25 protein-coding genes are annotated in these 25998 nt (G+C 75.1%); 18 read left to right on the forward strand and 7 right to left on the reverse strand.

What is annotated here, in order from left to right; genetic code table 11:
- Window positions 1-78: 78 nt before the first annotated feature.
- The 4 genes from K1Y72_RS08305 (at window position 79) to K1Y72_RS08320 (ending at window position 3819) form a co-directional block, all read left to right on the forward strand.
- A complete protein-coding gene (locus tag K1Y72_RS08305; RefSeq protein WP_220164835.1) occupies window positions 79-441 on the forward strand; it encodes a hypothetical protein in 363 nt (120 codons plus the stop codon).
- A gap of 86 nt (window positions 442-527) precedes the next feature.
- On the forward strand, window positions 528-2051 hold the full coding sequence (locus tag K1Y72_RS08310) for an FAD-dependent oxidoreductase (RefSeq protein WP_220164837.1): 1524 nt from the start codon (window positions 528-530) through the stop codon (window positions 2049-2051).
- A gap of 14 nt (window positions 2052-2065) precedes the next feature.
- Window positions 2066-3196 carry a hypothetical protein gene (locus K1Y72_RS08315; protein ID WP_220164839.1) on the forward strand — a complete coding sequence of 377 codons (1131 nt, stop codon included), beginning with the start codon at window positions 2066-2068 and terminating at the stop codon, window positions 3194-3196.
- 5 nt (window positions 3197-3201) lie between these two features.
- Window positions 3202-3819 carry a TetR/AcrR family transcriptional regulator gene (locus K1Y72_RS08320; RefSeq protein WP_220164841.1) on the forward strand — a complete coding sequence of 206 codons (618 nt, stop codon included), beginning with the start codon at window positions 3202-3204 and terminating at the stop codon, window positions 3817-3819.
- Between the two features lie 10 nt (window positions 3820-3829).
- On the opposite strand, the gene K1Y72_RS08325 is transcribed toward K1Y72_RS08320, so the two are convergent.
- Window positions 3830-5083, reverse strand: a complete 1254-nt coding sequence (locus K1Y72_RS08325; RefSeq protein ID WP_220165146.1) for a ribonuclease D — start codon at window positions 5081-5083, stop codon at window positions 3830-3832.
- Between the two features lie 70 nt (window positions 5084-5153).
- A complete protein-coding gene (locus tag K1Y72_RS08330) occupies window positions 5154-5732 on the reverse strand; it encodes a DUF3000 domain-containing protein (RefSeq protein WP_220165147.1) in 579 nt (192 codons plus the stop codon).
- 315 nt (window positions 5733-6047) lie between these two features.
- Between K1Y72_RS08330 and hemE the strand changes: the two genes are divergently transcribed.
- A complete protein-coding gene (hemE, locus tag K1Y72_RS08335) occupies window positions 6048-7055 on the forward strand; it encodes a uroporphyrinogen decarboxylase (protein WP_258572156.1) in 1008 nt (335 codons plus the stop codon).
- On the opposite strand, the gene K1Y72_RS08340 is transcribed toward hemE, so the two are convergent.
- On the reverse strand, window positions 7052-7993 hold the full coding sequence (locus K1Y72_RS08340) for a DUF4349 domain-containing protein (RefSeq protein ID WP_220164843.1): 942 nt from the start codon (window positions 7991-7993) through the stop codon (window positions 7052-7054). The genes hemE and K1Y72_RS08340 overlap by 4 nt on opposite strands.
- 185 nt (window positions 7994-8178) lie before the next feature.
- Here K1Y72_RS08340 and hemG point away from each other — a divergent pair, with 185 nt between their 5' ends.
- From hemG to K1Y72_RS08355, 3 genes are all read left to right on the forward strand, one after another.
- The gene (gene hemG, locus K1Y72_RS08345) at window positions 8179-9690 is read left to right on the forward strand and encodes a protoporphyrinogen oxidase (protein WP_220164845.1); all 1512 of its coding nucleotides are present in this window, start codon (window positions 8179-8181) and stop codon (window positions 9688-9690) included.
- Window positions 9590-10285 carry a hydrogen peroxide-dependent heme synthase gene (gene hemQ, locus K1Y72_RS08350; protein ID WP_220164847.1) on the forward strand — a complete coding sequence of 232 codons (696 nt, stop codon included), beginning with the start codon at window positions 9590-9592 and terminating at the stop codon, window positions 10283-10285. Before hemG ends, hemQ begins: the two co-directional genes overlap by 101 nt.
- A 75-nt stretch (window positions 10286-10360) precedes the next feature.
- Window positions 10361-10957: a hypothetical protein gene (locus K1Y72_RS08355; protein WP_220164849.1), complete on the forward strand. Its 597-nt coding sequence runs from the start codon at window positions 10361-10363 to the stop codon at window positions 10955-10957.
- Window positions 10958-10973: 16 nt separating this feature from the next.
- On the opposite strand, the gene msrB is transcribed toward K1Y72_RS08355, so the two are convergent.
- Window positions 10974-11375: a peptide-methionine (R)-S-oxide reductase MsrB gene (gene msrB, locus K1Y72_RS08360; RefSeq protein ID WP_220164851.1), complete on the reverse strand. Its 402-nt coding sequence runs from the start codon at window positions 11373-11375 to the stop codon at window positions 10974-10976.
- 88 nt (window positions 11376-11463) lie between these two features.
- On the opposite strand from msrB, the gene K1Y72_RS08365 reads away from it, so the two are divergent.
- Entirely contained in the window at window positions 11464-12516 is a 1053-nt protein-coding gene (locus tag K1Y72_RS08365; RefSeq protein ID WP_220164853.1) for a DNA polymerase domain-containing protein, read from the forward strand.
- Window positions 12517-12584: 68 nt separating this feature from the next.
- On the opposite strand, the gene K1Y72_RS08370 is transcribed toward K1Y72_RS08365, so the two are convergent.
- Window positions 12585-14543, reverse strand: a complete 1959-nt coding sequence (locus tag K1Y72_RS08370) for a Xaa-Pro dipeptidyl-peptidase (protein WP_258572106.1) — start codon at window positions 14541-14543, stop codon at window positions 12585-12587.
- A gap of 213 nt (window positions 14544-14756) precedes the next feature.
- On the opposite strand from K1Y72_RS08370, the gene K1Y72_RS08375 reads away from it, so the two are divergent.
- Entirely contained in the window at window positions 14757-14972 is a 216-nt protein-coding gene (locus K1Y72_RS08375; protein WP_258572107.1) for a DUF4236 domain-containing protein, read from the forward strand.
- A gap of 75 nt (window positions 14973-15047) precedes the next feature.
- Here the strand turns inward: K1Y72_RS08375 and leuA are convergent, their stop codons facing one another.
- Window positions 15048-16730: a 2-isopropylmalate synthase gene (leuA, locus tag K1Y72_RS08380; RefSeq protein WP_220165153.1), complete on the reverse strand. Its 1683-nt coding sequence runs from the start codon at window positions 16728-16730 to the stop codon at window positions 15048-15050.
- Between the two features lie 277 nt (window positions 16731-17007).
- Between leuA and K1Y72_RS08385 the strand changes: the two genes are divergently transcribed.
- The 5 genes from K1Y72_RS08385 (at window position 17008) to K1Y72_RS08405 (ending at window position 21769) form a co-directional block, all read left to right on the forward strand.
- Window positions 17008-17709 (forward strand): FadR/GntR family transcriptional regulator, encoded by a 702-nt coding sequence (locus tag K1Y72_RS08385; RefSeq protein WP_220164855.1) that lies wholly within the window; start codon window positions 17008-17010, stop codon window positions 17707-17709.
- 60 nt (window positions 17710-17769) lie between these two features.
- Window positions 17770-18267 (forward strand): GNAT family N-acetyltransferase, encoded by a 498-nt coding sequence (locus tag K1Y72_RS08390; protein WP_308286951.1) that lies wholly within the window; start codon window positions 17770-17772, stop codon window positions 18265-18267.
- A gap of 180 nt (window positions 18268-18447) precedes the next feature.
- On the forward strand, window positions 18448-18666 hold the full coding sequence (locus tag K1Y72_RS08395; protein ID WP_220164857.1) for a hypothetical protein: 219 nt from the start codon (window positions 18448-18450) through the stop codon (window positions 18664-18666).
- 335 nt (window positions 18667-19001) lie between these two features.
- On the forward strand, window positions 19002-20021 hold the full coding sequence (locus tag K1Y72_RS08400) for an alpha/beta hydrolase (protein ID WP_220164859.1): 1020 nt from the start codon (window positions 19002-19004) through the stop codon (window positions 20019-20021).
- Between the two features lie 122 nt (window positions 20022-20143).
- Window positions 20144-21769: an alpha-amylase family glycosyl hydrolase gene (locus K1Y72_RS08405; protein ID WP_220164861.1), complete on the forward strand. Its 1626-nt coding sequence runs from the start codon at window positions 20144-20146 to the stop codon at window positions 21767-21769.
- A 49-nt stretch (window positions 21770-21818) separates the two neighbouring features.
- Here the strand turns inward: K1Y72_RS08405 and K1Y72_RS08410 are convergent, their stop codons facing one another.
- Window positions 21819-23228, reverse strand: coding sequence for an MFS transporter (locus K1Y72_RS08410; RefSeq protein WP_220164863.1), 1410 nt, complete (start codon window positions 23226-23228; stop codon window positions 21819-21821).
- Between the two features lie 24 nt (window positions 23229-23252).
- Here K1Y72_RS08410 and K1Y72_RS08415 point away from each other — a divergent pair, with 24 nt between their 5' ends.
- The 3 genes from K1Y72_RS08415 to K1Y72_RS08425 all read left to right on the forward strand — a co-directional run bounded on the left by K1Y72_RS08415 (window position 23253) and on the right by K1Y72_RS08425 (window position 25880).
- Window positions 23253-23687 carry a MerR family transcriptional regulator gene (locus K1Y72_RS08415; protein ID WP_220164865.1) on the forward strand — a complete coding sequence of 145 codons (435 nt, stop codon included), beginning with the start codon at window positions 23253-23255 and terminating at the stop codon, window positions 23685-23687.
- A gap of 31 nt (window positions 23688-23718) precedes the next feature.
- Window positions 23719-24636, forward strand: a complete 918-nt coding sequence (locus K1Y72_RS08420; protein WP_220164867.1) for a TIGR03854 family LLM class F420-dependent oxidoreductase — start codon at window positions 23719-23721, stop codon at window positions 24634-24636.
- Window positions 24637-24782: 146 nt separating this feature from the next.
- Window positions 24783-25880: a hypothetical protein gene (locus K1Y72_RS08425; RefSeq protein ID WP_220164869.1), complete on the forward strand. Its 1098-nt coding sequence runs from the start codon at window positions 24783-24785 to the stop codon at window positions 25878-25880.
- Window positions 25881-25998: the final 118 nt, after the last annotated feature.

Genomic DNA, 25998 nt, shown 5'->3' on the forward strand with positions numbered 1-25998 from the left:
TTGTCTGGTCATGGCACTTGAAGTCAAGGCATGATGACAAACGGCCGATGACGCCCACCATGAGAGGTGTGCCCTGCGATGCCGCTACCGCGACCGGTGCGCGAGCGCTGCCGTGAGTTCCTCGCCGTCGACGGGCAGATCCGGTACATCTTCCCGGCGTCGGCGCGCGGCGGCGGGGCCGGCTTCCTGTTCGTGGTGACCGACGACCGGATCGCCGTGCTGTCCACCGGCTCCCTCGGCCGGAGCCGGCCCGACGGCGTGTGGGGCAGCTACCCGCGCGGCACCCGCCTCGGCCCGGTGGAGACCGGCGGCGGCGCGAGCTTCGAGTTCGCCGGCGCGTCCTTCGAGCTGGACGACGAGTACGTGCCCGTCCTCAACGCCGCCGACGCCGAGGTCTTCGCCCGCGACAGCCTGCCCCGCGACCCCCTGCCCGACCTCTGAGCCGCCTCCCTCCGCCGGACGCGGGGTGTTGACCCGCCGCGCCCTGAATCATACATTCATGCAACGCCTGTATGAATGGAGTCGCGATGCGGGGACGGACGGCCGTGGTGCTCGGCGGCAGCGTGGCGGGGCTCTGCGCCGCCGGAGCGCTCGCCCGCCACTTCGAGCAGGTGCTCGTCCTGGAGCGCGACCGGCTCCCGCCGGACGCCGAGCACCGCCGCGGCGTGCCGCAGAGCAAGCACCCGCACTTCCTGCTGAACTCCGGCCGCCGCGCCATCGGCGAGATCTTCCCCGGCTTCGAGGAGGCCCTGATCGCGGCGGGCGGGATGCACCTGATGCCGTCGATGGACGCCGCCTACTGCGAGAACGACGGCTGGGCGCCGCGCAAGGCGGGGTCCATGACGATGGTCTACAGCTCCCGCGTGCTCATCGAGCGGGTGCTGCGCGACAAGGTCCGCGAGCTGCCGGCCGTCGAGATCCGCGAGGGCGCGACCGTCACCGGCCTGCGCTGCGCCGGCGGCGGCGCCCCGGACGGGCGCGTCGAGGGCGTCGCGTACCGCGCCGAGGACGGGACGGAGGCCGTCCTGGACGCCGACCTCGTCGTGGACGCGCTCGGGCGCGGCTCGCCGGTCGCCGCCTGGCTCGCCGAGGCGGGCTGGGACGCGCCGCCCGAGCGCACCCTCGACGCCAAGGTCACCTACACCTCGCGCTGGTACGACCTGCCCCCGGCGGGCGGGCGCCCCGCCTCGTGGTGGTGGAAGCACCTGGTCGTCACCCCGACCCAGGACACCGGCGACCACCCCGACGAGCACGAGTTCCTCAGCAACTTCTTCCCGATCGAGGGCGACCGCGCCATCGTCTGCATGGGCTCGTGGGGCCTGCCGATGCCGCGCGAGACCGCGGCGTTCGAGGCGGCCGCGGACCGCGTCCGGGCGACCGCCTTCGGCCGCGCCGCCCGCGCCTGCACCCCGACGTCGGAGGTGCACCTGACCCGCTCCACCGGCAACAGGTGGCGCCGCTTCGACCTGCTGGACGCGCCGCCCGCCGGGATCGTCTCCATCGGCGACGCGATCTGCGCCTTCAACCCCTTCTACGCGCAAGGGATGAGCTCGGCCGCCCGCTCCGCGCTCCTCCTCGGCGCGGCGCTGCGCCGCCACGACGCGGTCGGCGCCGCGTTCGCCCGCGACTTCCTGACCCGGCAGAAGGCGTCCCTGGACGTGCCCTGGATGCTCGCGATGGCCCGCGACCAGGCGTACGACTTCGCCACCGGCACCGAGACCGTCCCGCGCTGGCGGCGCCGCCTCGCCGCCCGCCTCAGCTGGCCGATCTTCAACGCCATCACCGCCGCGAGCCGCGAGGACGCCTACGTCGAGCGGACCTTCGCCCAGGTGTTCAACCTCGACCGGTCGCTGCGGCAGATGGCGGCCGACCCCCGGTTCTGGTTCGGCATCGCCCGCTACAAGGTGCGCGAGAAGCTCGGCCGCACCGTCGTGCCCGGCGGGTTCGACGAGCGGGAGGACCCGCCCGGCACCGACTACACCGGCCGCACCGATCCCGCGGGCGCGCCGTCCGCGCGGACGGACCGCGGCGACGACCTCGTCGGCGCCTGAGCGGGGGAACGTCCATGGGATACACCTGCGAACCGGCGGCCGAGCGCGTCGCGGAGAAGCTCGGCTTCTCCTGCCACGGCGCCCACCCCGTCGTGACGTTCCGCGACCCGTTCGACCTGGCGAGCGGCACCATGCCGGTCCTGGAGCTGCTCATCGTCGGCGGCGCGGTGTTCGCCCTCGTCCACGCCCGGCGGCGGTGGCGGCGCGACGGCGACCCCGCGAACCTGGTGCTGTGGATCGCCTCGGTCGTCTACCTGGCGGTGATCGAGCCGCCGCTGTACTTCCCCGGCTGGTTCGGGCTCCAGGACCAGGTCGGGTTCATCTTCTCGCACAACGTGTTCAGCGTGCAGTTCATGTACGACCGGCTGCCGCTCTACATCGTCGCGTTCTACCCGGCGATCTCCCAGCTCGCCTACGAGCTGGTCCGCGCCCTCGGCGTCCTCACCCGGCGCGGGCCGCTCGCGGGCGCGGTGGCCGTCGCGTTCGCCTGCCAGGTCTTCTACGAGGTCTTCGACCAGCTCGGCCCGCAGCTCGGCTGGTGGGCCTGGAACCCCGGCAACGAGACGATCAACCGGCCGGCGCTGGCGGCGGTGCCGATGAACAGCATGCTGCTGTTCGCCTCGGTGTCGTTCGGCGCGATGACCTACCTCGTCGTCCGCCTCACCGGCGCCCGCGACGGCCTGAGCGGCCTCCAGATCGCCTGGCGCGCGGTCGTCGCGGGCGCCCTCACCCCGCTGGCGATGATCGTCGCGAGCGCGCCGAGCGGCGCCTTCCGGGGCGCGGACCGGGCGGGGATCCAGGCGGCGATCCTCGGCGCCGAGCTCGCCGCCGTCTGGGCCGCCGGCCTCTGGCTGCTCGCCGACGCCTGGCGGGCGGTGCGCGCCGGGACGGTGCCGCCGCCGGCGTCCCCCCGGTTCGCGCGGGTCTACCCGGCGCTCTACCTCGGCGTCCACGCCGTGCTCTGGCTCGTCGCGCTGCCCGCCTACCTGGCGGCGCGCGGCGGCGTCACCGAGGACGGCACGCCCGTCGGGAGCCTCTGGTACGCGGCGCTCTGCGCCGTCGCGGCGGCGGCGATCCTGCTCGCCGCGCTGCGCGCGACCGCGGCCCGGCCGGCGCCGGAGGCCGCCGCGCCTGTGCGATCCTAGGGGGCATGGCGCGCCACGGCTGGGGAGGACGGCCCCCCGCATCGGACGCCGAGGCCCGGCAGCGCATCGTCGACGCGACCGCCCGCTGCATCGACCGGCACGGCGTCGCGAAGACGACCCTGTCCGACGTCGCGGCCGAGCTCGGCGTCACCCGCCAGACCGTCTACCGCCACTTCGACCGGATCGGCGACATCGTCGGCGAGGTCGCCGCGCAGGGCGCGGAGGCGTTCGTCGACCGGCTCATCGCCCACCTGCAGGGGACGACCGACCCGGCGGAGGCGGTCGTCGAGGGCCTCGTGTTCTGCGTGCGGACGATCCCGACCGAGCCGCACCTCAGCCTGCTGCTCCAGGTCGGCGACTCCGGCGCGTTCGCCCGCGGCGCCACCACCGCCGACGCCATCGCCTACGGCGCCGCGATGCTGGAGCGCTTCCCGGTCGACTGGGCCGCCGCCGGCATCACCGGCGACGACCTCGGCGGCCTCGCCGAGATCATCATGCGGCTGCTGACGTCGCTGCTCCAGCGCCCCGGCGAGCCGCCGGACGAGGCCCGCCTCCGCGCCCTCCTCGGCCGCTGGCTGGCCCCCGCCCTCGCCCCGTCGCGCGCGCCCGCCGGCCGCGCCTGACGGACCGGCGTCAGGCGTCCGGGTCCGCGGGCGCGGCGTCCGGCTCGGCGAACGCCGCCGCGAGGGGCGCCGCGACCAGGCCGACCTGCCAGGGCCGGGCGCCGAGGGCGCGGAGCGCGCCGCCGATCGCGGCGGCCGACGCCTCGGCGGGCGGCGACCAGGCCAGGCGCCGCACCGAGTCGGGCTGCAGCAGGTTCTCGGCGGGCAGCGCGTGCTCCTCGGCGAGCGCGGCGACGACGGCGCGGGCGGCGGTGAGGCGCGCGGCGGCGGCCGGGTCGCGCTCGGCCCACCGGTGCGGCGGGGGCGGCCCGTCGCCGGGCAGGTTGGCCTCCGGCAGCGCCCGGTCGGGCAGCGTCCGGGCCCGGGTGACCGCGCGCAGCCACGCCGACGAGTGGCGGCGGGCGCCGCGGCCGCGCATCGCGTGCAGCGCCTGGAGCTCGGCCTGCGTCTTCGGCGGGTGCAGCGCCAGCTCCACGATCGCGGTGTCCTGCAGCACCCGGCCGGGCGACAGGTCGCGCTCGCGGGCGATGCGGTCGCGGGCCTCCCACACCTCGCGGACGATCGCGAGGGCGCGGCGGTTGCGGACCCGGTGGATGCCGGACGTGCGGCGCCAGGGGTCGGTGCGCGGCGGCTTCGGCGGCGTCGCGAGGATCGCCGCGTACTCCTCCAGCGCCCAGCCGAGCTTGCCGGCCGCGGCGAGCCGCTCCCGCAGCGCGTCGCGCAGCTCCACCAGCAGCTCGACGTCGAGCGCGGCGTAGCGCAGCCAGTCCTCGGGCAGCGGCCGGGTGGACCAGTCGGCGGCCGAGTGGCCCTTCTCCAGCGTGTAGCCGAGGACGGTCTCCACGATCGACCCGAGCCCGACCCGCGGGTAGCCGAGCAGCCGCCCGGCGAGCTCGGTGTCGAACAGCGCGCCCGGCACCATGCCGACCTCGGCGAGGCACGGCAGGTCCTGGTTGGCGGCGTGCAGCACCCACTCGGCGTCCGCGAGGGCGGCGTTCAGCGGCGCCAGGTCGGGCAGCGCGATCGGGTCGATGAGCGCGGTGCCGGCGCCCGCGCGGCGCAGCTGGATCAGGTAGGCGCGCTGCCCGTACCGGTAGCCCGAGGCGCGCTCGGCGTCCACCGCGACCGGGCCCTCGCCCGCCGCGAACGCCGCGACGGTCGCGGCGAGCCCGTCCAGGGTCTCCACCACGGGCGGGACGCCCTCGGCGGGTTCCAGCAGGGGGACCGGCGGCGGCCCTTCGGGCTCGGTTGCGGACACGGCCACGGGCCCGGTGCTGTCGCCGGCCGCCTCGGTCTCGGACGCTGCTCTTCCCACGTCCCCTACCGTACGACGTTCAACGGCCCGCGCCGCCCCGGCGGCCCGGCAGCGGCACGGCGCCGGACGGCGGCAGCCCCGCCGTGACGCACATCACCTCGCACCACGCGGCCACGTGCCCGGCCAGATCCGGCCCGGTCGGCGACCAGGACGCGCGCAGCTCCAGCTCCGTCGCCGCCGGTTCGTCGGCCTTGTCGCCGAAGCTCTCGGAGACCGCGACGGTGACGGTGCCCGACTCGCCGGCGTACCCGGCGGGCTCCAGCGCCTCCAGCAGCCAGCTCCAGGCGACCGAGCCGATCAGGTCGTCGGCGGCGATCTCCGGCTCCAGGTCGGCCTGGATGTAGGCGACGACGCGGAACCCGCCGGTCCAGCCGGCCCGCCCGTCGGGGTCGTAGAGCACGATCAGGCGGCCGGTGGCGGCCTCGGTGTCCTCGTCGCGCCACACGCTGCCCGACAGGGCCGCGGCGTAGGGGGCGAGGCGCTGCGGGGCCGGCATGTCCTCCAGGTCGAGCTCGGGGCGGAGCGGCGGGCCGTCGAGGACGGCGCGCAGGGCGGCGGCGGCGCGCCGGAACTCGGGCGGGTCGGCGGGCGCGGTCACCGGCGCGGCCGCCGCCGGGGACGCCGGGACGGGCGGGGGGAAGGGCGGGGATGTGAGCACAGCACAGGTTTCGTCTCAGGAAATCGATCAGGCGGCGGAACGGCGCAAGGGGGACCTCCCTCGGCTATGACCCGCATCACGTTGGCACGCCGGGGCGACAGAATGCGGGACTTCGCTCGGCGTGTCCGGAACTTCGTCCCGGCGTACCGCGCAGGTCGGTGCGCCCGCCGGCGGCGGCCGTGGGACCATGCGGGGGTGGCTGAAGACACCGTTGCCGACCAGGCCGTGAACCCCGCCCTCGCGGCGAGCCCGTTCCTGCGGGCCTGCCGCCGCCAGGAGGTGCCGCACACCCCGGTGTGGTACATGCGGCAGGCGGGCCGCGCGCTGCCCGAGTACCTGCGGGTGCGCGAGGGCGTCCCGATGCTGGAGGCGTGCGCCCGCCCCGAGATGATCGTGGAGATCACCCTGCAGCCGGTGCGCCGCTACGCGGTCGACGCGGCGATCTTCTTCAGCGACATCGTGGTCCCGCTGAAGGCCGTCGGCGTGGACGTGGACCTGAAGCCCGGCGTCGGCCCCGTCATCGCCGACCCGATCCGCGACGCCGCGGACGTGCGGGCGATCCGCGCCCTCACCCCCGCGGACGTGCCGTACGTGACCGAGGCCGTGCGCGGCCTCGTCGGCGAGCTCGGCGCGACCCCGCTGATCGGGTTCGCGGGCGCCCCGTTCACCCTCGCGGCCTACCTGATCGAGGGCGGCCCGTCCAAGACCCACGACCGCACCAAGGCCCTCATGTACGGGCGCCCCGACCTGTGGCACGAGCTGATGGACAAGCTCGCCGACATCACCGTCGCGTTCCTGAAGGTGCAGATCGAGGCGGGCGCGAGCGCCGTCCAGCTCTTCGACTCCTGGGCCGGCGCGGTCGCCCCCGACGACTACCGCGAGGCGGTGCTGCCGCACAGCCGCCGCATCCTCGCCGAGATCGCCGATCTCGGCGTGCCGCGCATCCACTTCGGCGTCGGCACCGGCGAGCTGCTCGGCCTGATGGGCGAGGCGGGCGCCGACGTCGTCGGCGTCGACTGGCGCGTCCCGCTGGACGAGGCCGCGCGCCGCGTCGACCCCGGCAAAGCCCTCCAGGGCAACCTGGACCCGGCGGTCCTGTTCGCGCCCTGGGACGTCGTGCAGCGGCGCGCCAAGGACGTCCTGGACCGCGGCCGCACCGCCGAGGGCCACATCTTCAACCTCGGCCACGGCGTGCCGCCCTCCGCGGACCCCGACGTCCTGGCGCGCCTCGCCGACTTCGTCCACGAGACGTCGGCCCGCTAGCCGGCGTCGGCGGGCTTCTCCACGGCCGGGGCGGGCCGCCCGCGCAGGCGGCGGCGGAGGAGCAGGGCCGGGACGGCCACGACCAGCGCCACGGCGGCGAACGGCAGCAGCCAGCCGAGCAGCGTCAGCAGCGCCCCGACGGCGGCGGCGAGGGCGTGCCAGCCGTCCTTCAGCGCGGGCACGAAGCCGTGCTCCTCGGGCTTCCCGGCCGTGGCGACAGGCGGCGGCGCGAGGCGGACGGTGAGGGTGGCGTAGGAGGTGCTCTGCGCCAGCGCCCGCTGCCGCGCCTGGAGGGCCTCCAGGTCGGCCTGGCGCTGCTCGATCTGGTTCTCCAGCGAGGTGATCTCCTCGATCGTCCCGGCCCGGTCCAGGAGCTTGCGGAACGAGGCCAGCGACGCCTGCGCGGACCGCACCCGGCTGGTCACGTCGGCGACCTGCTCGGTGACGTCCTCGGCCTGCTGGTGCAGCGCGGTGCGGGTGCCGAGCCGGGACCCGAGCCGGTCCAGGGCCGCCGGGTAGCGGGCCGTCGGGATCTTCAGGACGAGGGTGGCGCCGGACCGGCCGCTGGAGGTCGTCTCGCTCGCCACGTAGCCGCCGGCCTCGGCGGTGAGCCGCTTGGCCTCGGCGGCCGACGCCGCCACGTCGCGGGCCTGGACGCGCAGGTCGGCGGTGTAGACGACCGAGCGGCCGGCCACCGCCTGCGCGACGTTGACGTTCTTGCCGGTGCCGGTACTGGCGCCGGCGGTCGCGCGGCCCGCCTGCGCCCCGCCCGCCGCGGCCTTGTTCGGCGCGGCGGCGGGGGCGCGGGCGTCCGTCGCGGACTCGCCGTGGGAGCCGCCGCCGGCGCAGCCGCCCAGCAGCAGGGCGGCGAGCAGGGCGGCGGGCAGGGCGGGGATCAGGACGCGGGGGACGGTGGACGTTCTGCCGGAGGTCCTCATGACGTTTCGATGGGTGTGTCCCGCGTCACGGTTCCGGCGCCACGGTCGCGAAAAGGGCACGAAGGGGACGCGCACGGGTCACGGCACGGCCCTTGGCTCTTCCCTGACTCCCGCATGGCCGCCGTTTGGCGACGGAAAGGCCGCCCCGGTGCGGACCACCGCGCGGTACGTGGAATCGTGGAGGCATGACCACCTCCCATGTCGTCGTCGTCGGTGGCGGCATCGCGGGCCTCACCGCCGCGCGCGCGCTGGCGCGCCGGGGCGTGCGGGTGACGGTGCTGGAGGGCTCCCCGCGCATCGGCGGCAAGCTCCAGGTCAGCGAGATCGCCGGGCTGCCGGTCGACGAGGGCGCCGAGTCGATGCTCGCCCGCCGCCCCGAGGCCCTGGACCTGGTGCGCGACCTCGGCCACGGCGACGCGCTGGTGAACCCCGGCACGACGTCCTCGGCGATCCTCAGCCGCGGCGCGCTGCACCCGCTGCCGTCCGGGCAGGTCATGGGCGTCCCGTCCGACCTGCGCGCGCTCGCGGCGTCCCAGGTGCTGTCGGCGCCCGGCCTCGCCCGCGTCCCCCTCGACCTGGTGCTGCCCGAGACCCGCGTCGGCTCGGACGCGTCGGTCGCCGACTTCATCGGCGCCCGCGTCGGCCGCGAGGTCGTGGACCGGCTCGTCGAGCCGCTGCTCGGCGGCGTCTACGCGGGCCGCGCCGAGCTGCTGTCGTTCGAGGCGACCATGCCCGCCGTCGCGGCCGCCGCCCGCGCCCACCGGTCCCTGATCAGCGCGGTGCGCGGGGTGCGCGCCGCCGCTCCCGCGAACCCCGGGCCCGTCTTCGCGACGCTGCCGGCCGGCCTCGGCACCCTGCCGCACCTGGTCGCCGCCGACCTGGCGGCCGCCGGCGGCACGATCCGCACCGGCGCGACCGTCCGCGAGCTGCGCCGGACGCCGGACGGCTGGCGGCTGACCGTCGGGTCCGCGCGCGAGCCGGAGGCGGTCGACGCCGACGCGGTGGTCGTCGCGGTCCCGGCCGCGCCCGCCGCCCGGCTGCTGGAGCGCGACGTGCCGGCCGCCGCCCGCGAGCTGGCCCGCATCGAGTACGCCAGCATGGCGATCATCACGCTGGCCTACGCCTCGACCGCGTTCCCCCGGCCGCCGCGCGGCAGCGGCTACCTGGTGCCCTCGGTCGAGGGCCGCGACGTCAAGGCCGTCACCTTCAGCTCGGTGAAGTGGCCGCACCTGCGCGAGCGCGACCCCTCGCTCGTCGTGGTGCGCTGCTCCATCGGCCGCTTCGGCGACGAGCACGCCCTCCAGCGCTCCGACGAGGACCTGCGGGCCGCCGCGATGGCCGAGCTCGCCGCGACCGCCGGGGTGACCGAGCTGCCGCTGGAGACCCGCGTCACCCGCTGGGGCGGCGGCCTGCCGCAGTACAACGTCGGGCACGCCGACCGGGTCGCGCGCGTCCTCGCCGCCGTCAAGGCCGCCCCCGGCCTCGCGGTGGCGGGCGCCGCCTACGCGGGCCTCGGCGTCCCGGCGTGCGTCGGGACGGCGCGCGCGGCCGCCGCCCGGGTGCTGGACCATCTGAACAACCGGGGAGAATCGAACCATGGCAGCGACGGACAAGCCCAAAGCACGCGAACTGAACCAGGTGATCCGCTACACGATGTGGTCGGTCTTCCGGGTGACGAGCCCGGCCGGCCTCGGTGAGCGCGACGCCGCCGAGGTGCAGGACCTGCTCGACCAGGCCGCCGAGAAGGACGTGGTGACCCGCGGCCTCTACGACGTGGCGGGCCTGCGCGCGGACGCCGACTACATGATCTGGTGGCACGCGCCGAGCTCGGACGACCTCCAGGAGGTCTACTCCCGGTTCCGCCGCACGGCCGTCGGGCGCGCGAGCGAGCCGGTGTGGTCGCAGATGGCGCTGCACCGGCCCGCCGAGTTCAACAAGAGCCACATCCCGGCCTTCCTCGCCGAGGAGGAGGCGCACGACTACATCTGCGTGTACCCGTTCGTGCGGTCCTACGAGTGGTACCTGCTCCCCGACGAGGAGCGCCGGCGGATGCTCGCCGAGCACGGCAAGATGGCGCGCGGCTTCCCCGACGTGCGGGCCAACACCGTCGCCTCGTTCGCGCTCGGCGACTACGAGTGGATGCTGGCGTTCGAGGCCGACGAGCTGCACCGCATCGTCGACCTCATGCGGCACCTGCGGGCCTCGGACGCGCGCCGGCACGTCCGCGAGGAGGTGCCGTTCTACACCGGGCGCCGCAAGGCGGTCGCGGAGCTGGTCGCCAACCTTCCCTGAAGGTGACACATCACGGGCCCCGGACCTTGACCGATTCTCTCGAACGGCCGGCAAACCGCCGGTAAAGTGCGGGCCGTGACCGATGATCCCGCTCCCGCCCGGCCGCCGCGCGGCCGCCACGCCCGGCCGGCGAGCCCGATCGGCGGGCGCGGCCCCGAGGCGTGGCTGCGCCGTTTCGACGCGATGGGCGAGGACGCGCGGCGCCGGTTCTTCCTGGCCGGCGCCGGCGTCGCCACCGCCGTGCTGCTCGGCACTCTCGCCACCGCCGGGCTCGCCGCCGGCGGCGGGGACCGTCCGGCGCGGGAGGCGGCCCGGTCCGGGGCCGCCGCGCCGCCGCTGGTGGAGCAGCGGGCCGCCGCCGTCGGCCCCGACGACGTCCCGGACGCGCTCGCGTTCCTGCGCGCGCAGGACGCGGGCGGCGCGACCGTCCGGCACGTCACCGCGGTCCGGCGGAGCGGCGACTTCCTGCGCGTCTACACCGACCTCGGCGAGGGCGACGAGAACTCGCGCCCCGCCGTGGCGCTCTGCGAGTGGACCGTCCGCTACCTCGCCGGAGACGGCGACGCCGCCCCGCGCGTGTTCGTGCACGGGCGGAGCGGCGACAACGGCAGCGTGGTGCTGGCCAATAAGCAGGGCGCGGGCGACGACTGCAAGGTCGACGAGACGCGCTGAGCGTCGGCGCGGCGGGCTATTCGGCGGGCTCCAGGGTCAGGCTGATGCTGTTGATGCAGAACCGGTCGTCGGTCGGCGTCGCGTAGCCCTCGCCGTGGAAGACGTGCCCGAGGTGGGAGTCACAGACGGCGCAGCGCACCTCGGTGCGCACCATCCCGAGGCTGCGGTCCTCGATCAGCACGACGTTGTCGGCCTCCGACGGTGCGTAGAACGACGGCCAGCCGCAGTGCGACTCGAACTTGGTGTCGGACCGGAACAGCTCGGTGCCGCAGGCGCGGCAGCGGTACACGCCGGTGGTCTTGGTGTCGGTGTACTCGCCGGTGAAGGGGCGCTCGGTGCCCGCCTCGCGCAGCACGTGGAACTCCTCGGGCGACAGCTGGGCGCGCCATTCCTCGTCGCTCTTGCGGATCTTCTCCATGGTCCGAAAATACCTCGCCGGGACGCGGTCCTGCCTGTTCGGGCGGCCGGCCGGCCGTTCTGTCGGACCCCTGGGCTACCGTGCCGGTATGGCCTCGCCCTTCATCGAGATCCCGGTCGGCGACCGGCTCGTCAAGGTGACCAATCCCGACAAGCCCTACTTCCCCGAGCGCGGCTACACCAAGCGGATGCTCGTGGAGTACTACCTGGCCGTCGGCGAGGGCGTGCTGCGCGCCACCCGCGACCGGCCCACCACGCTGGAGCGCTGGCCGTCGGGGGTGTTCGAGGGGGCGAAGCTCGCCACCCGCGCCGACGGCCGCGGCGCCGACGCGTTCTACCAGAAGCGCGCCCCGAAGGGCGCCCCCGACTACGTCCGCACGGCCCGCATCGCGTTCCCCTCGGGGCGCTCGGCCGACGAGGTCATGCCGACCGAGCTCGCCGTCATCGCCTGGGCGGCCAACCTCGGCACCCTCACCTTCCATCCGTGGCCGGTGCGCGGCGGCGACGTCGACCACCCCGACGAGCTGCGCATCGACCTCGACCCGCAGCCCGGCACGACCTTCGCCGACGCCGTCGCGGTCGCGCTCGGCCCGGTCCGCGAGCTGCTCGCCGAGCACGGCCTCACCGGCTTCGTGAAGACCTCCGGCAAGCACGGCGTGCACGTGTACGTGCGGCTGGAGCCGCGGTGGACGTTCACCGAGGTGCGGCGGGCGGCGCTGGCGTTCGGCCGCGAGCTGGAGCGCCGCGACCCGTCCCGCGTCACCACCGCCTGGTGGAAGGAGGAGCGCGGCGAGCAGATCTTCGTCGACTACAACCAGAACGCCCGCGACCGCACGATCGCGTCGGCCTACAGCGTCCGGCCGGTGCCGGACGCGACGGTCTCGGCGCCGGTCACCTGGGACGAGCTGCCCGACGTGGCCACCGAGGACTTCACCATCGCCACCATGCCCGAGCGGTTCGCCCGCCTCGGCGACCTGCACGCCGCGATCGACGACCGCGCGTTCGGGCTGGAGGGGCTGCTGGAGCTCGCCGACCGCGACGAGAAGGACCACGGCCTCGGCGACGCGCCCTACCCGCCCAACTACCCGAAGATGGCGGGCGAGCCGAAGCGCGTCCAGCCGAGCAAGGCCCGCACCGGCTGACGGCGCCCGCCGTGCCCCGGACGCGCGTCCGGGGCACGGCGGGCGGTACCGGCCAGTTGGTGTACCGGCTAGCGCAGGTCCTTCTCCTGCCGGGGCAGGACGGGCCGCGCCGGGCCCTGCCAGGTGGTGAGGCCCTTCGGCGCCACCAGCGACGGGTCGGCGGTGGCCGGGCCGGCGGTGACGGGGACGGTCACCGACGATCCGGCGAGGTCCACGGTGACCTTGGCGCCGGTCGGGGTGTCCTCGTTGTAGTCCCCGTCGGTGCCGGCGAGGACGAGGGCGAGGCGGTGGCCCTTGGCGAAGACGTAGTCCTGCGCGAGGTCCTGCCACTTCACCGAGTAGTACTTTCCGGGAGTCAGCGGCGTCTGGCGGCTGAGCGAGACGCGGTTCTGGGCGTCCATCCAGCCGCGGGCGACGACGTTGACGTCGGAGGTCACCGTCCTGATCTGCGTCTGCCGGTAGCAGGCGTCGTCGTAGGCGGTGCTCTCGCCGTGGCAGTCCTCGGTGGCGAGGGTGCGGATGCCCGAGCCGGGGCCGAGGTAGTCCACGCGGGTGGCGGTGCCGTAGTCGACGAGCAGGGCGGTGAGGTTGGCGGCGGGCTTGTCCAGGCTGATCCGCAGGTTCGCCGTCGGCCGCCCGGACAGGCGGGCGTCGACCGGCAGCGGCGCCGAGACGTAGGCGAGCCGGTAGGGCAGCGTCGCGGTCGGGTCGGCGACCATCTCCTGCTCGGGGTGGCCGTAGCCGGTGGTGCCGGCGTCGTCGGTGAAGGTCCCGGTGGCGCCCCGGGCGGCGGGCTTCAGGCCGAGCGAGCCGTCGGCGGCGGGCCGCACGGCGACCGGCAGCGTCCGCGCGGGCCAGTCGGCCTGGGTGACCCACCGGTCGGGGCCGAGCTGGACGTCGGCGCGCGGCTGCTCCAGCACGTCGTTGTCGATCTTGTAGAGCTCGTGGTCGAACCACCGGTGCAGGGTGTCGACCCACTGGTCGCGGCGGATGTCGAAGGGGTCGACGTGGCCGGTCTGCGACAGCCACACCTTGCGGCGGACGCCGTTCGCGGCGAGGCCCTTCCACCATTCGGCGAAGTGGTCGGTCTTGACGTTCAGGTCGTTCAGGCCGTGGTAGGCGAACACGCTGGCCCGCACGTTGCGGACGTCGCCGATCGTGCCGTGGCGGTAGTTCGCGGTGGCCCAGTAGGCGTTGTAGTCGCCGGTCTCGTCCTCCTCGGCGCGGCCCATGGCGTCGCGGACGGCCTGGCATTTGGCGGGCGGGTCGGTGTCCACGACCTCGGCGAGGTAGGGCTGGTAGCCGTTGGCGTACTTGACGCCGTTCATGCGGCTGTAGTCGTACCAGCTGCTGATCGCCGAGATCGGCACGATGGTCTCCAGGCCGCGCACGCCGGTGGAGGCGACGCCGTTGGCCAGGGTGCCGTCGTAGGACTTGCCGATCATGCCGGTGCGGCCGGTCGTCCAGCTCGCCTTCACCGGCGTCCCGGCGGCGGTGACGGCCTCGCCGCGGCCGTTCAGCCAGTCGATGACGGCCTTGACGCCGAGCACGTCGGAGGGGCCGCCGGTGGACGGGCAGCCCTCGGAGCGGGCGGTCCCGGCCATGTCGACGGCGAGGAAGGCGTAGCCGCGCGGGACGAAGTAGTTGTCGTAGAACAGCGGGAACTTCTGCGGGTTCCCGGCGGCGTCGTAGGTCTTGCGCTCGCCCTCGTTGCCGCGCCCGAGGTTGTCGTAGTACGGGCTGGCATCCATGATCACCGGGACCTTGAGGTCCCGCCCGCTCTCCTTGGGGCGCACGATGTCGACGTTGACGAGGTCGCGCTTCCCGTCGCCGTCGCCGTCGAGCGGGGAGCGGACGTACACGTGCTCGCGGATCGCGTCCGCGTAGGAGAAGGCGGGCTGCGTGGCGCCGTCCTTCACCACGATCTTCGGGGCCGGCGCGGCGGCGGCGGTGCCGTTCACCGACAGGGCCGCGGCCAGCGTGGCGGCGGCGAGCGCGGCCGTCCATCTCAGGGAGCGCCTGGGCAACCCGCACCTCCGGGGGAGTCCGAGGGGAGATGATCCGTACGGGCTCACGGTCCTCGCCGCGGCGGCGGCCGTAAACGGGTGCGGGCAAGGAAGTCCGCCCGCTTTTGGGCACAATTTGCCGTTGCGCACCGCGCTGGCCAGCCGGAACGTCCGTTGCGGACGATCCGCGATCGAACAGGTGAGTGAGCGCCCCGAAAAGGGGCACCCCTCCGCATGATCGCCACGACCTGGGAGGACGTCATGGGCTGGAGCTACCGCAAGTCGTTCAAGATGGGCCCCGTCAAGATCAACCTGTCCCGGCACGGCGTCGGGCACAGCGTCGGCGGCCGCGCCGGCCGGGTGACCACCAGCGCCGACGGCCGCAAGACGATGACGCTGCGCATCCCCGGCACCGGGATCTCCTGGCGCCGCCAGATCAAGAGCCGCTGATGGCCCGGCGGCGGCCGCCGTGCGCGCGGCCGGGGCGGGCCGGACCACCGGGTCCGGCCCGCCCCGGCGCACCCGTCAGGCGCGGGCGCGGTTGACCGCCGACAGCACGGCCCGCACCGACGCCGTCAGCACCGAGGTGTCCTGCCCGGCGCCCCAGCACGTCACCCCGTCCACGCGGCACTCGGCGTAGGCGACGGCGGCGGCGTTCTGGCCCGGCTCGACGGTGTGCTCGGAGTAGTCCAGGACGTCGACCCGGACGCCCGCCCCGGCCAGCGCGGCGGTGAGCGCGTCCAGCGGGCCGTTGCCGGTGCCGGTGTGCTCGCGCTCGGTCCCGCCGGTCCGCAGCGTGCCGGTGAAGTCGTGGCGCGCCGGGCCGGTGCTCGCCGTCCGCCACCCCACCAGCTCGACCGGGCCGCCGTCCGCGCGGTCCAGGTACTCGGCGCGGAACAGCTCCCACAGCTCCTTGGCCGTCACCTCCTCGCCGCTGTCGTCGGTGGCCCGCTGCACGACCTTGGAGAACTCGATCTGCAGGCGGCGCGGCAGGTCCAGGCCGTGCCCGGTCTGCAGCAGGTAGGCGATCCCGCCCTTGCCGGACTGGCTGTTGACGCGGATCACCGCCTCGTAGTCGCGGCCGACGTCCGCCGGGTCGATCGGCAGGTAGGGCACCTCCCACGGCGCCTCGCCGGCCGGCACGCCGAGCTCGGCGGCGCGCGCGGCGTGGTGCGCCATGCCCTTGCGGATGGCGTCCTGGTGGGTGCCGGAGAACGCGGTGTAGACGAGGTCGCCGCCGTAGGGGTGGCGCGGGTGCACCGGCAGCCGGTTGCAGTGCTCGACGGTGCGGCGGACCTCGTCGATGTCGGACAGGTCGATCCGCGGGTCGACGCCCTGCGCGTGCAGGTTCAGCGCGAGCGTGACCAGGTCGACGTTGCCGGTCCGCTCGCCGTTGCCGAACAGGCAGCCCTCCACCCGCTGCGCGCCGGCGAGCAGCGCCAGCTCGGCGCAGGCGACGCCGGTGCCGCGGTCGTTGTGCGGGTGCACCGACAGGATCACCGCGTCGCGGCGGGCCAGGTGGCGGTGCATGTACTCGATCTGGTCGGCGTACACGTTCGGGGTGGCGATCTCCACCGTCGCCGGCAGGTTCAGGATCACCGGCCGGTCGGGGGAGGCGTCCCAGAGCGCGGTCACGCCGTCGCAGACCTCCAGGACGTAGTCCGGCTCGGTCAGGTTGAACACCTCGGGCGAGAACTCGAACCGGACGCCCGGCCGGTCCCCGGCGAGCCGCCCGACCAGCGCCGCCCCGTCCATGATCAGCCGGTGCACCCCGGCGCGGTCGCGGCCGAGCACCACGTCCCGCCAGACGGGCGCGGTCGCGGTGTACAGGTGCACGACGGCGCGCGGCACCCCCTCGATCGAGGCGAAGGTGCGCTCGATCAGCTCGGGGACGGCCGGGGTGAACACCACGATCGTCACGTCGTCGGGGACGGCGCCGGGGGCGGCGAGGCGCCGCACGAAGTCGAAGTCGGCCTGGCTCGCCGACGGGTAGCCGACCTCGATCTCCTTGAAGCCCATGACCGTCTGCAGGTCGAACATGCGCTGCTTGCGGGCCGGGTCCATCGGCTCGGCGAGCGCCTGGTTGCCGTCGCGCAGGTCCACCGGCACCCACAGGGGCGCTTCGGTGATGCGCGCGGACGGCCAGGACCGCGCGGCGTCCGGTACGGCGACGCGCTCGTGCGCGGGCCGGTAGCGGTGGGACGGCATCGCGCTGCCGCGCTGGGGGTTCCAGAAGGGGGCGCCGTCGGGGACGGGGCCGGCGGGCGTGCGCAGGGCGGGAGAGCTGGAGCTCACGTGGGGTTCCTTCGTCATGCCTGGAGGGGGACGGGATCCGTCCCGGGACTCGACCGGCAGCACCGGACCCCGCGGCGGGGTGCCGGCCGTCAGGCCCCGCCGCGGCGACCGAGAAGGAGGACGCGCCACGTCATGGGGAGTAACCTAGCCACCTCTCAGCTCCTCAGACAAGTGGGAAGATCGCCGAACCATGCCGCTGCCGCCGCTCCGCCCCAGTCCCCTCGTCGCCCAGGCGGCCGCCCGCCTGCGTGGGCAGATCGCCGCGGGGGAGTGGCCCGTCGGCGCGAAGCTGCCGGGGGAGGCCACCCTCGCCCGCGAGCTCGGGGTGGGGCGCTCCACCGTCCGCGAGGCGATCCGCGAGCTCGCCGGCGCCGGGCTCGTGCGGGCCCGGCAGGGCGCCGGCGTCTACGTCGTCGCGACCGAGCCCGGCGAGGACTGGAGCGCCCGGCTGCGCCGCGCGTCGGTGGCCGACGTCTACGAGATCCGCATGATGGTCGAGGTGCGCGCCGCCGAGCTCGCCGCCGGGCGGCGCACCCGCGCCGACCTCGCCCGCATGGACCGCGCGCTCGCCGCCCGCGACCGCGCCTTCGCCGGCCCCGACGACGCCGCCCTCGTCGACGCCGACATCGCGCTGCACGTCGCGGTCGTCGAGGCCGCGCACAACCCGCTGCTGACCGACCTGTTCGCCGGGTTCGCCCCGGTCCTGCGGGAGGGCCTGCTGGACCTCGTCCGGCTGGTGGACGTGCGCGCGTCCGACGCCGCCCACGGCCGCACCGCGCACGCCGGCCTGGTGGACTCCGTCCGCGCCCGCGACCCCGGGGCCGCCCGCCGCACCGTCGAGGCCGAGCTGCGGCGCACCCTGGACGCCCTGGGCGCGCTGCCGGGCCGCTGACCGGCCCGCCGGACCGGACGTCCTTTTTGTCGCAATCGTCGGAGTCCGTAGAGTGGGGGCGTGGAGATCACGCCCCTGCTGCCCGAGCACGCCGACCAGGTCCTCGCCATCTTCCAGGCCGGCGTCGACGGCGGCAACGCCACCTTCGACACCGCCGCCCCCACCTGGGAGCACTTCTCGGCGGCCAAGCTGCCCGACCACCGCCTCGTCGCGGTGGAGGACGGCCGCGTCCTCGGCTGGGTCGCGCTCGCGCCGATCTCCGCCCGCCCGGTGTTCGCCGGCGTCGCCGAGGTGTCGATCTACATCGACCCGGGCGCGCAGGGCCGCGGCGTCGGCCGCGCGCTGCTCGCCGCCGTCATCGACTCCAGCGAGCGCGGCGGCCTGTGGACGCTCCAGGCCGGCATCTTCCCCGAGAATGCCGCGAGCCTTGCCCTGCACGAGAAGCACGGCTTCCGCACCATCGGCGTGCGCGAGCGCATGGCCCGCCACGACTTCAAGGGCGCCTCCCGCTGGCGCGACGTCGTCTTCCTCGAGCGCCGCAGCCCCGTCGTCGACTGACCCCCCGGTCACCGTCCGTCGAGATGCGGCGTGTTGGGCACTTTCGATCTTCGAAGTGCCCAACACGCCGCAAGTCGACGAATAATGACCGGGTGGTCATGGGAGTGGGGGCGGTCGGGCGGACTGGAGTGGATCATCGGGGGTAGGGGCAGGGCGACGGTTCGTCCCCCGGGAGGTCCCATGAGTTCACCGTCCCCGTCCGACCAGGCGCAGGCCGAGGCCCGCACCGCACTGCTCCGCGCCATCGCCCGGCAGGCCGCCGAGATGGCCGACGACCCGGGCTCCCGCGACGCGGCGTCGCTGGCCAACCTCGCGCACGCCTACGCCGCCGTCGTCTCGGCGGTCGACGCCGAGACCGTCGTCGCCGCCGCGCCCCTGGGACCGTCCGGTCTCGCCTGAGGGCCCGGCCCCGGACCCCGACGCGGTGGGCGGCCTTCGGGTTGACAGCGGGGCGGGGGCGGCGGCCTGATCCGGTCGTGATGTGCGCCACCCGGGACAACATTCGTCCCGGGTGGCGGGCGTTTCCGCCGGAAAATAGGCAACGACGCGCACATCGGATACTTCCGGTAATGCTGCGGGGCCGCTATTGTCACCATGTCTAATCGGGGTGTACATGGGGTCCGGCGGCGCGATGAGCGGAGCGCGCCGGGCGATGTCCCCGCAATCAGCAGGACGGTGACCCCCCCACGCGCGGCGGTGACCGTCCGTCTCGGTCACACGGAACGGAACAAGGTTTGACTCCCTCCTCACGCCGCCGCCGTACCACCGCCGTCGCGCTCGGGTCCGCCGCTGCCGCGGGCCTCTCCCTCGTGGCCGCCGCCCCGTCGCAGGCCGCCGCGTTCCGCAAGGCCGACGACGGCGCCGCGATCACGGCCACGAAGTGGCTGAACAGCGCCAAGACGGAGTTCGACTTCACCGTCAAGTCGCCCGCCCTCGGGACCTCCGCCAAGGTGCGCGTGCTCGTGCCGAAGGGCTGGAAGTACGGGGCGTCCAAGAGCTACCCGGTGCTGTACGCGCTGCACGGCGGCAAGGACACCTACGTGTCCTGGACGCGCAGCACCGACATCGAGCAGGTCGCCGCCAAGTACAACGCCATCGTGGTCATGCCCGAGGGCGCCAACGGCTCGTACACCAACTGGTACAACTACGGGAAGGGCGGCACCCCGCGCTGGGAGGACTTCCACCTGCGCGAGGTCCGCCAGCTCGTCGAGCGCAACTACCAGGCGGGCGCGTCCCGCGCCGTCATGGGCCTGTCGTCGGGCGCGCAGGGCGCGTGCAGCTACCCGGGCCGCGCCCCCGGCACCTTCAAGTACGCGGCGTGCTTCAGCGGCGTGCTGTCGATGTCCTCGCCCGGCATCCCGGCGCTGCTGATGTACACCAACGTCTCCGAGGCGAGCCAGGACCCGTTCGCGATCTGGGGCGTCCCGCGCGTCGACCAGGCCAACTGGGACGCCCACGACCCGATCAAGCTGCTGCCGAAGATGACGAACGTCAAGTTCTACATCTCCGCCGGCACGAGCGGCCAGCGCGGGCCGCTGGACGACCCGAGCAAGGCGCCCTGGGACATCGGCTACCTGTCCGAGCCGCCCATCGGCGCGACCAACAAGGAGTTCCTGGCGCGCGCCCAGCAGCTCGGCATCAAGATCCAGTCGCACATCTACACCGACGGCTCGCACACCTGGCCGTACTGGCAGCGCGAGATGCACACCGCCTACCCGTCGATCATGGCGGCGATCGGCGCGAAGAAGGTCTGACCCCGCGCCGCGAACGCGCCGCCGACGCCCCCCCGCGCCTCCGGGCACGGGGGGCGTCCCGCGTCCGTTCCCCGCGAGTAACATTCGGGGCACCCTGCCGCCCGACCCCCGAGGAGAGCCGTATGACCGCAAGCGAGCGCTGGTGGCGGGACGCCGTCGTGTACCAGGTGTACCCGCGCAGCTTCTCCGACGGGAGCGGCGACGGGGAGGGCGACCTCGCGGGCGTGCGGGCGCGCCTGCCGTACCTGGCCGACCTCGGCGTGGACGCGATCTGGCTGAACCCGTTCTACCCCTCCCCGCAGGCCGACGGCGGCTACGACGTCATCGACTACCGCGACGTCGACCCGCGCTTCGGCACCCTCGCCGACGTGGACGCGCTCATCGCCGACGCCGCCGCGCTCGGCATCCGGATCATCGTGGACGTCGTCCCGAACCACTGCTCGGTCGAGCACCCCTGGTTCAAGGCGGCGCTCGCGGCGGGCCCCGGCAGCCCCGAGCGCGAGCGGTTCCTGTTCCGCGACGGGGGCCCGGACGGCGCGCCGCCGAACAACTGGCAGTCGATGTTCGGCGGCCCGGCCTGGACGCAGGTCCCCGACGGCCAGTGGTACCTGCACCTGTGGGACTCCAGCCAGCCCGACTTCAACTGGCGCGACCCCGAGGTGCCGGCGCTGTTCGAGGACGTGCTGCGGTTCTGGCTGGACCGCGGCGTCGCCGGCATCCGGGTGGACGTCGCGCTCGGCCTGTTCAAGGCCGAGGGCCTGCCCGACCTCGGCGAGGGCATGCCGACCGTCGGCCCCGGCGTCCCGTACGTGGCGCAGCCCGAGACGCTGGAGACCTTCGCGTCCTGGCGGAAGCTGCTGGACTCCTACCCGCCGGACGTCTTCCCCGGCGCCCGCGCCGCCGTCCTGGAGGCGTGGTTCGACGACCGCGACTTCATGGCGCCCTACATGGCGCACGGCCAGCTCCACCAGGTGTTCAACCTCGGCATGCTCGGCACGCCGTGGTCGGCCGCCGACCTGCGCAAGGCCGTCGACCTGGCGCTGGACGTCTGCGGCGACTCCGAGACGCGCGCGCCGTGGGTGCTGGAGAACCACGACTTCCCGCGCCTGGTCACCCGCCTCGGCATCGACCAGGAGCTCGTCCGCAACCCGACGATCGAGGTCATGCAGGGCAAGGTCGACGTCGACCTGGCGCTCGGCCGCAGGAGAGCCCGCGCGGCCGCGCTGCTGCTGCTCGGCCTGCCGGGCTCGGCGTACCTGTACCAGGGGCAGGAGCTCGGCCTGAACGAGCACCTGGACATCCCCGCCGACCGCCGCCAGGACCCGCTGTTCACCGTCTCCGGCGGCATGATCATCGGCCGGGACGGCTGCCGCGTCCCGCTGCCGTGGTCGGGCGACGCCGCCCCCTACGGCTTCACCGAGGGCGCCGGCACCTGGCTGCCGCAGCCGGCCGACTGGGCGGCGCTGACGGTCGAGGCGCAGGCGGCGGACGAGGGCTCGACCCTGGCGCTGTACAAGACGGCGATCCGGATCCGCCGCGCCACCGAGGGCCTCGGCGACGGCGCGCTGGAGTGGCGCGACGCCGGCCCCGACGTCCTGTCCTTCGTCCGCGACGGCGTCCTCGCCGTCACGGTCAACCTCGGCGACGCGCCCGTCGAGCTGCCCGCGGGCGAGCACGTCCTGACCAGCGGCCCCCTGGACGGCGGCCTGCTGCCCCGCGACACCGCCGCCTGGACGCGCCTGCCCTGACCCCGGCACGCCGGGGCCACAACCACCGGTTGTGGCCCCGGCGCCGCCGTCAGGTCTCGGCGGGGGACGCGGCGCGGGCCGCCGTCGCGCGGGCGCGGCGTCCGGTGCAGAGGAGGCCGAGGGCGGCGATGCCCGCGCCGATCGCGATCACCAGCCACCAGACGCCGTGCGCGGCGCGGGTGAAGGCGGCGGCGCCGGCGGCGGGCCCGCCCGCGATCGTCCCGGCGAGCGCGACGCCGAGCGCGGTCCCCGCCTGGCGGCCCGACGACACCAGCGCGGCGGCCGTCCCGGCCCGCGAACCGGGCATGCCGGAGACGCCGGTGGTGGTGATCGGCGGGTTGACGGCGCCGAGGAACAGGCCGAACGGCGCCAGGACGGCGAGGACGGCCGGGAGCGGCGCGTCCGGGCCGAGGAGGAGGGCGGCGCCGCCGCCCGCGGCGAGCGCGGCGCCCGCGACGACCAGCGGCCCGCGCGGTCCCCGCGCGCCGACCCACCGCCCGGCGAGCGGCGAGACGACCAGGACCGGCACCCCGACCGACACCAGGCAGAGCCCCGCGCCGAGCGCGCTCATCCCGCGGACCTCCTGGAGGTACTGCGTCGCGACGAACAGGAACGCGCCGAAGGCGCACAGCGCGCCGAGCGCCATCAGGATCGCCCCGCTGAACGGCACGCTGCGGAACAGCCGCGGCTCCAGCAGCGGCTCGGCGCGGCGCGGCTCGTACCGGACGAGGCCGGCGGCGGCGAGCGCGGCGGCGGCGAGCAGGGCGAGGACGGGCGGCGACGTCCAGCCGAGCGGCCGCGATCCGATGACGGCGCCGACGCCGCAGCCGAGCAGCGCGACCGTGAGGAGCTGGCCCACCGGGTCGAAGCGGCGCGGCCGGGCGGCCCGCGACTCCGGGACGACCAGCGCGGTCGCGGCGATCGCCGCCGCCGCGATCGGCACGTTGACCCAGAACACGGCGCGCCACCCGAAGGCGTCCACCAGGACGCCGCCGAGGACGGGCCCGAGCGCGAGCGCGAGGCCCGACATCGCGCCGAACACCCCGACGGCCCGCGCCCGCTCGGCGGGCTCGGGGAAGACGGTGGCGACGATCGCGAGCGCGACCGGGTTCAGCATCGTGCCGCCGGCGGCCTGCACGGCGCGCGCCGCGATCAGCCAGCCGATGCCGGGCGCGAGGGCGCAGAGCAGCGAGCCGGAGGCGAACACGGCGAGGCCGAGCTGGAAGACGCGGCGCCGCCCGAACCGGTCGGCGGCCGCCCCGGCGGGCACCAGGAACCCGGCGAGGACGAGGGTGTAGGCGTCGACCGTCCATTGCAGGCCGGTCTCGGCGGCGCGCAGGTCGCGGCGGATCGCCGGGAGCGCGACGTTGACGATGGAGATGTCCATCACGACCACGACGATGCTCGCGCAGCAGACGGCGAGGACGAGGGCGCGACGGCGGGAGCTCAACTGGGGCATGCCGCCGAAGCTAGGATTGAGAGCGTGCTCGAAGTCAACGCCGGGCCCGTTCCCCGGACCGGGCTCACCATCGCCGACGCCGCGCGCCGCACCGGCGTCAGCGTCCACACCCTCCGCTACTACGAGCGCGCCGGCCTGGTCGTCACCCCGATCGACCGCAACGCCGCCGGCCGCCGCCGCTACCACCGCCTCGACCTGGAGTGGATCGCCGTCTGCACCCGGCTGCGCGCCACCGGCATGCCGATCGCGACGGTCCGCCGCTACGCCGAGCTGGTCGCCGCGGGGCACGGCAACGAGGCCGAGCGCCTCGCCCTCATGGAGGCCCACCGCGCCGCGGTGACCGCCCGCATCGCCGAGCTGGCCGAGAACCTGCGGCTCATCGACCACAAGATCGGCGTCTACCGGGGCCGGCTGGAGGCGGGCGAGGCCGACGGCCTCTGGGCGCCGGTGCGGCCTTGACGGTGGGGGCGGGCGGGTATCCGATGGCGGTATGAAGATCCGTATCGGGGCGGGGCCCGTCGTCGAGGACGGCGCCCGGCCGGACGACAGCGGCCTCGCGGGCCTCGCCGCCGGGGCCGAGGAGCGCGGGATCGACTCGATCTGGCTGTCGGACCTGGCGTCGGCGCCCCACATGGTCGATCCGCTCGTCGGCATGGCCTACGCCGCCGGCCGCACCGAGCGGCTGAAGCTCGGCACCGGCGTCCTGGTCCTGCCCGGCCGCAACCCCGCGATCGTCGCGGCGCAGCTCGCGGGCCTCGCCGCGCTCGCGCCGCGCCGCATCCTGCCGGTCTTCGGCGTCCGGCCCGCGCGCCGCGCCGACCGCCCGCTGTTCGCCGTCCCGGGCGGCCGCCGCGCCGAGGTGTTCGAGGAGGCGCTGCGGGTGGTGCGCGCGCTGCTCACCGAGCCCGTCGTCACCCACCACGGGACGTTCTTCCACCTGGACGAGGCGTCGGTGGCGCCGCTGCCCGCCAAGCCCCTGGACCTCTGGCTCGGCGGCCGCATCCCCGTCGCGATGGACCGCGTCGGCCGCCTCGCCGACGGCTGGCTCGGCAGCAACGTCACCCCGGCCGAGGCCGGGGCGTGCCGCGCTCTGATCGAGCGGGCCGCCGCCCGCGCCGGCCGCGCCGTGGACGACGACCACTACGGCACCAATCTCGCCGTCGTCCTGGACGGCACCGACGAGCGGCTGGTGGACCTGCTCCGCGCGCAGATCGCCCGCACCCGCCCCGACCTCGACGACCCCGATGCCCTGCTCTGCCGCGGCTGGGACGCCCTGCGCGCGCAGCTCGGCCGGTACGCGGACGAGGGCCTGTCGAAGTTCGTCGTCCGCCCCGCCGGGCCGGTGCGCTCCCGCGCCGAGTTCCTGGACGCCTTCGCCGCCGAGCTGCTGCCGCTGGAGAACCGCTAGAGCTGTCCGTTACGCCGGTGTTCCGCCAGAATTCCCGTGATCTTGATCGAGGGGCACATGGCGGAGCCGTTGCGGCCCGTGGTCGATCCGGCGCTGCCGCCGGGCGAGCGCTGTTCGGGACGGGCGGCCTCGCCGCCGGCGCCGCCGTGCAGGCGGGCCTGGCGGCGGCGTGGTGGTGGCAGGGGCTCGGCTGCTTCTGGCTGGCGGGGACGGCGCTGCAACTGCTGGCGTGGTGCGTGTTCCTCGCCCTGGCCGGTGAGGGCGAGGGCGTGGCGGCGGCCCGGTCCCACCACGGCCGCTACTTCCTCTTCAGCGACTTCGCCCCGGCGGACCAGCGGCCCTGGTTCGGCGTGTCGCTGCGCGAGCTGATGGCGCGCGCCCAGGCCGCCGTCCGCGCCGTCCTGGAGTCGGAGGTCAACGCCGCCGGGCTGCTCGACGACACCGCCAACGCCGTCCTGCTGCCCCGGCAGGAGTGGGAGATCGCGCAGGCGCTCGCCGACCTGACCCGTGGCGTCCGCCGTCGAGGACGGGCCGGTCGACCTCACCTTCGTGGTCACCGGCGACCGCGGCACCGCCAAGGTGTCCTACACCGCGCCCGACGGGTCCGGGGACGAGGAGGACGTCGCCCTCCCGCAGCGCCGGCGGTCCCCGCGCAGGGCGACGGGCTGCTGCCCGGCGAGTCCCGGCTCGCGCGGACGGTGAAGGTGAAGCGCTACCCGGGGAAGGGCTCGCCGCCCGCCGGCAGGGCGACCGACGACCAGGCGCGCCTGTCCTACCTGTCCTTCGGCGGCGACTGGAACGGCAGCCGCGCCGTCGACCCGGCCATGGCCGGGTTCTCGCGCGCGCAGAGCTTCGACACCGAGGCCGACTGGAAGGCCGTCATCGCCTCGGGCCTCGTCCGGGGCGAGCAGATGCGGCGCGGCGCAGGCAAAGACAGGCTCCGCGAGATCGCCGGGGCGATGCAGGACTACCGGCAGACCATGAACTTCGACGAGACCGCGCGCGGCACCGACGTCGCCTCGCAGCCGGTCACGGTGAGCGGCCGCGAGGGCTGGGTCGTCGTCCGGCGGATCCGGTTCGAGGAGAAGGACGTGCGCGCGACCCTGGACCTGTCGGCCATGATCGTGGTGGACACCGGGCGGCCCCGCGCGTCCTACCTGTGGATCGACATCCCCGACACCCACAAGCGGCTCTGGCCCGACGTCAACACGCTCCTCGGCTCGGTGCGCCTCGCGTCGGGGTGACGCACGTCACGACAACCTTCCGCCCCCCTCGATGATCATTTATAGAGAAGATGATCATCAAGGGGGGCGGATGGAGTTCATGCGGCGCTACGCGCTGGCACTGCTGGCCGGCCTGCTC

Origin of the sequence: Actinomadura parmotrematis (genome assembly GCF_019458805.1) — a bacterium.
Taxonomy (GTDB): domain Bacteria; phylum Actinomycetota; class Actinomycetes; order Streptosporangiales; family Streptosporangiaceae; genus Spirillospora; species Spirillospora parmotrematis.

Excerpts from the sequence above, each read along its gene's own strand:
- hemQ (WP_220164847.1), top strand. The coding sequence starts at position 9,590 with ATGGCAGCGACGGACAAGCCCAAAGCACGCGAACTGAACCAGGTGATC.
- K1Y72_RS08375 (WP_258572107.1), top strand. The coding sequence starts at position 14,757 with ATGATCGCCACGACCTGGGAGGACGTCATGGGCTGGAGCTACCGCAAG.
- K1Y72_RS08395 (WP_220164857.1), top strand. The coding sequence starts at position 18,448 with ATGAGTTCACCGTCCCCGTCCGACCAGGCGCAGGCCGAGGCCCGCACC.
- leuA (WP_220165153.1), bottom strand. The coding sequence starts at position 16,730 with ATGCCGTCCCACCGCTACCGGCCCGCGCACGAGCGCGTCGCCGTACCG.
- K1Y72_RS08410 (WP_220164863.1), bottom strand. The coding sequence starts at position 23,228 with ATGCCCCAGTTGAGCTCCCGCCGTCGCGCCCTCGTCCTCGCCGTCTGC.
- K1Y72_RS08365 (WP_220164853.1), top strand. The coding sequence starts at position 11,464 with ATGGCCTCGCCCTTCATCGAGATCCCGGTCGGCGACCGGCTCGTCAAG.
- K1Y72_RS08340 (WP_220164843.1), bottom strand. The coding sequence starts at position 7,993 with ATGAGGACCTCCGGCAGAACGTCCACCGTCCCCCGCGTCCTGATCCCC.
- K1Y72_RS08405 (WP_220164861.1), top strand. The coding sequence starts at position 20,144 with ATGACCGCAAGCGAGCGCTGGTGGCGGGACGCCGTCGTGTACCAGGTG.
- K1Y72_RS08315 (WP_220164839.1), top strand. The coding sequence starts at position 2,066 with ATGGGATACACCTGCGAACCGGCGGCCGAGCGCGTCGCGGAGAAGCTC.
- K1Y72_RS08320 (WP_220164841.1), top strand. The coding sequence starts at position 3,202 with ATGGCGCGCCACGGCTGGGGAGGACGGCCCCCCGCATCGGACGCCGAG.
- K1Y72_RS08305 (WP_220164835.1), top strand. The coding sequence starts at position 79 with ATGCCGCTACCGCGACCGGTGCGCGAGCGCTGCCGTGAGTTCCTCGCC.
- K1Y72_RS08385 (WP_220164855.1), top strand. The coding sequence starts at position 17,008 with ATGCCGCTGCCGCCGCTCCGCCCCAGTCCCCTCGTCGCCCAGGCGGCC.
- hemG (WP_220164845.1), top strand. The coding sequence starts at position 8,179 with ATGACCACCTCCCATGTCGTCGTCGTCGGTGGCGGCATCGCGGGCCTC.
- K1Y72_RS08310 (WP_220164837.1), top strand. The coding sequence starts at position 528 with ATGCGGGGACGGACGGCCGTGGTGCTCGGCGGCAGCGTGGCGGGGCTC.
- msrB (WP_220164851.1), bottom strand. The coding sequence starts at position 11,375 with ATGGAGAAGATCCGCAAGAGCGACGAGGAATGGCGCGCCCAGCTGTCG.
- K1Y72_RS08420 (WP_220164867.1), top strand. The coding sequence starts at position 23,719 with ATGAAGATCCGTATCGGGGCGGGGCCCGTCGTCGAGGACGGCGCCCGG.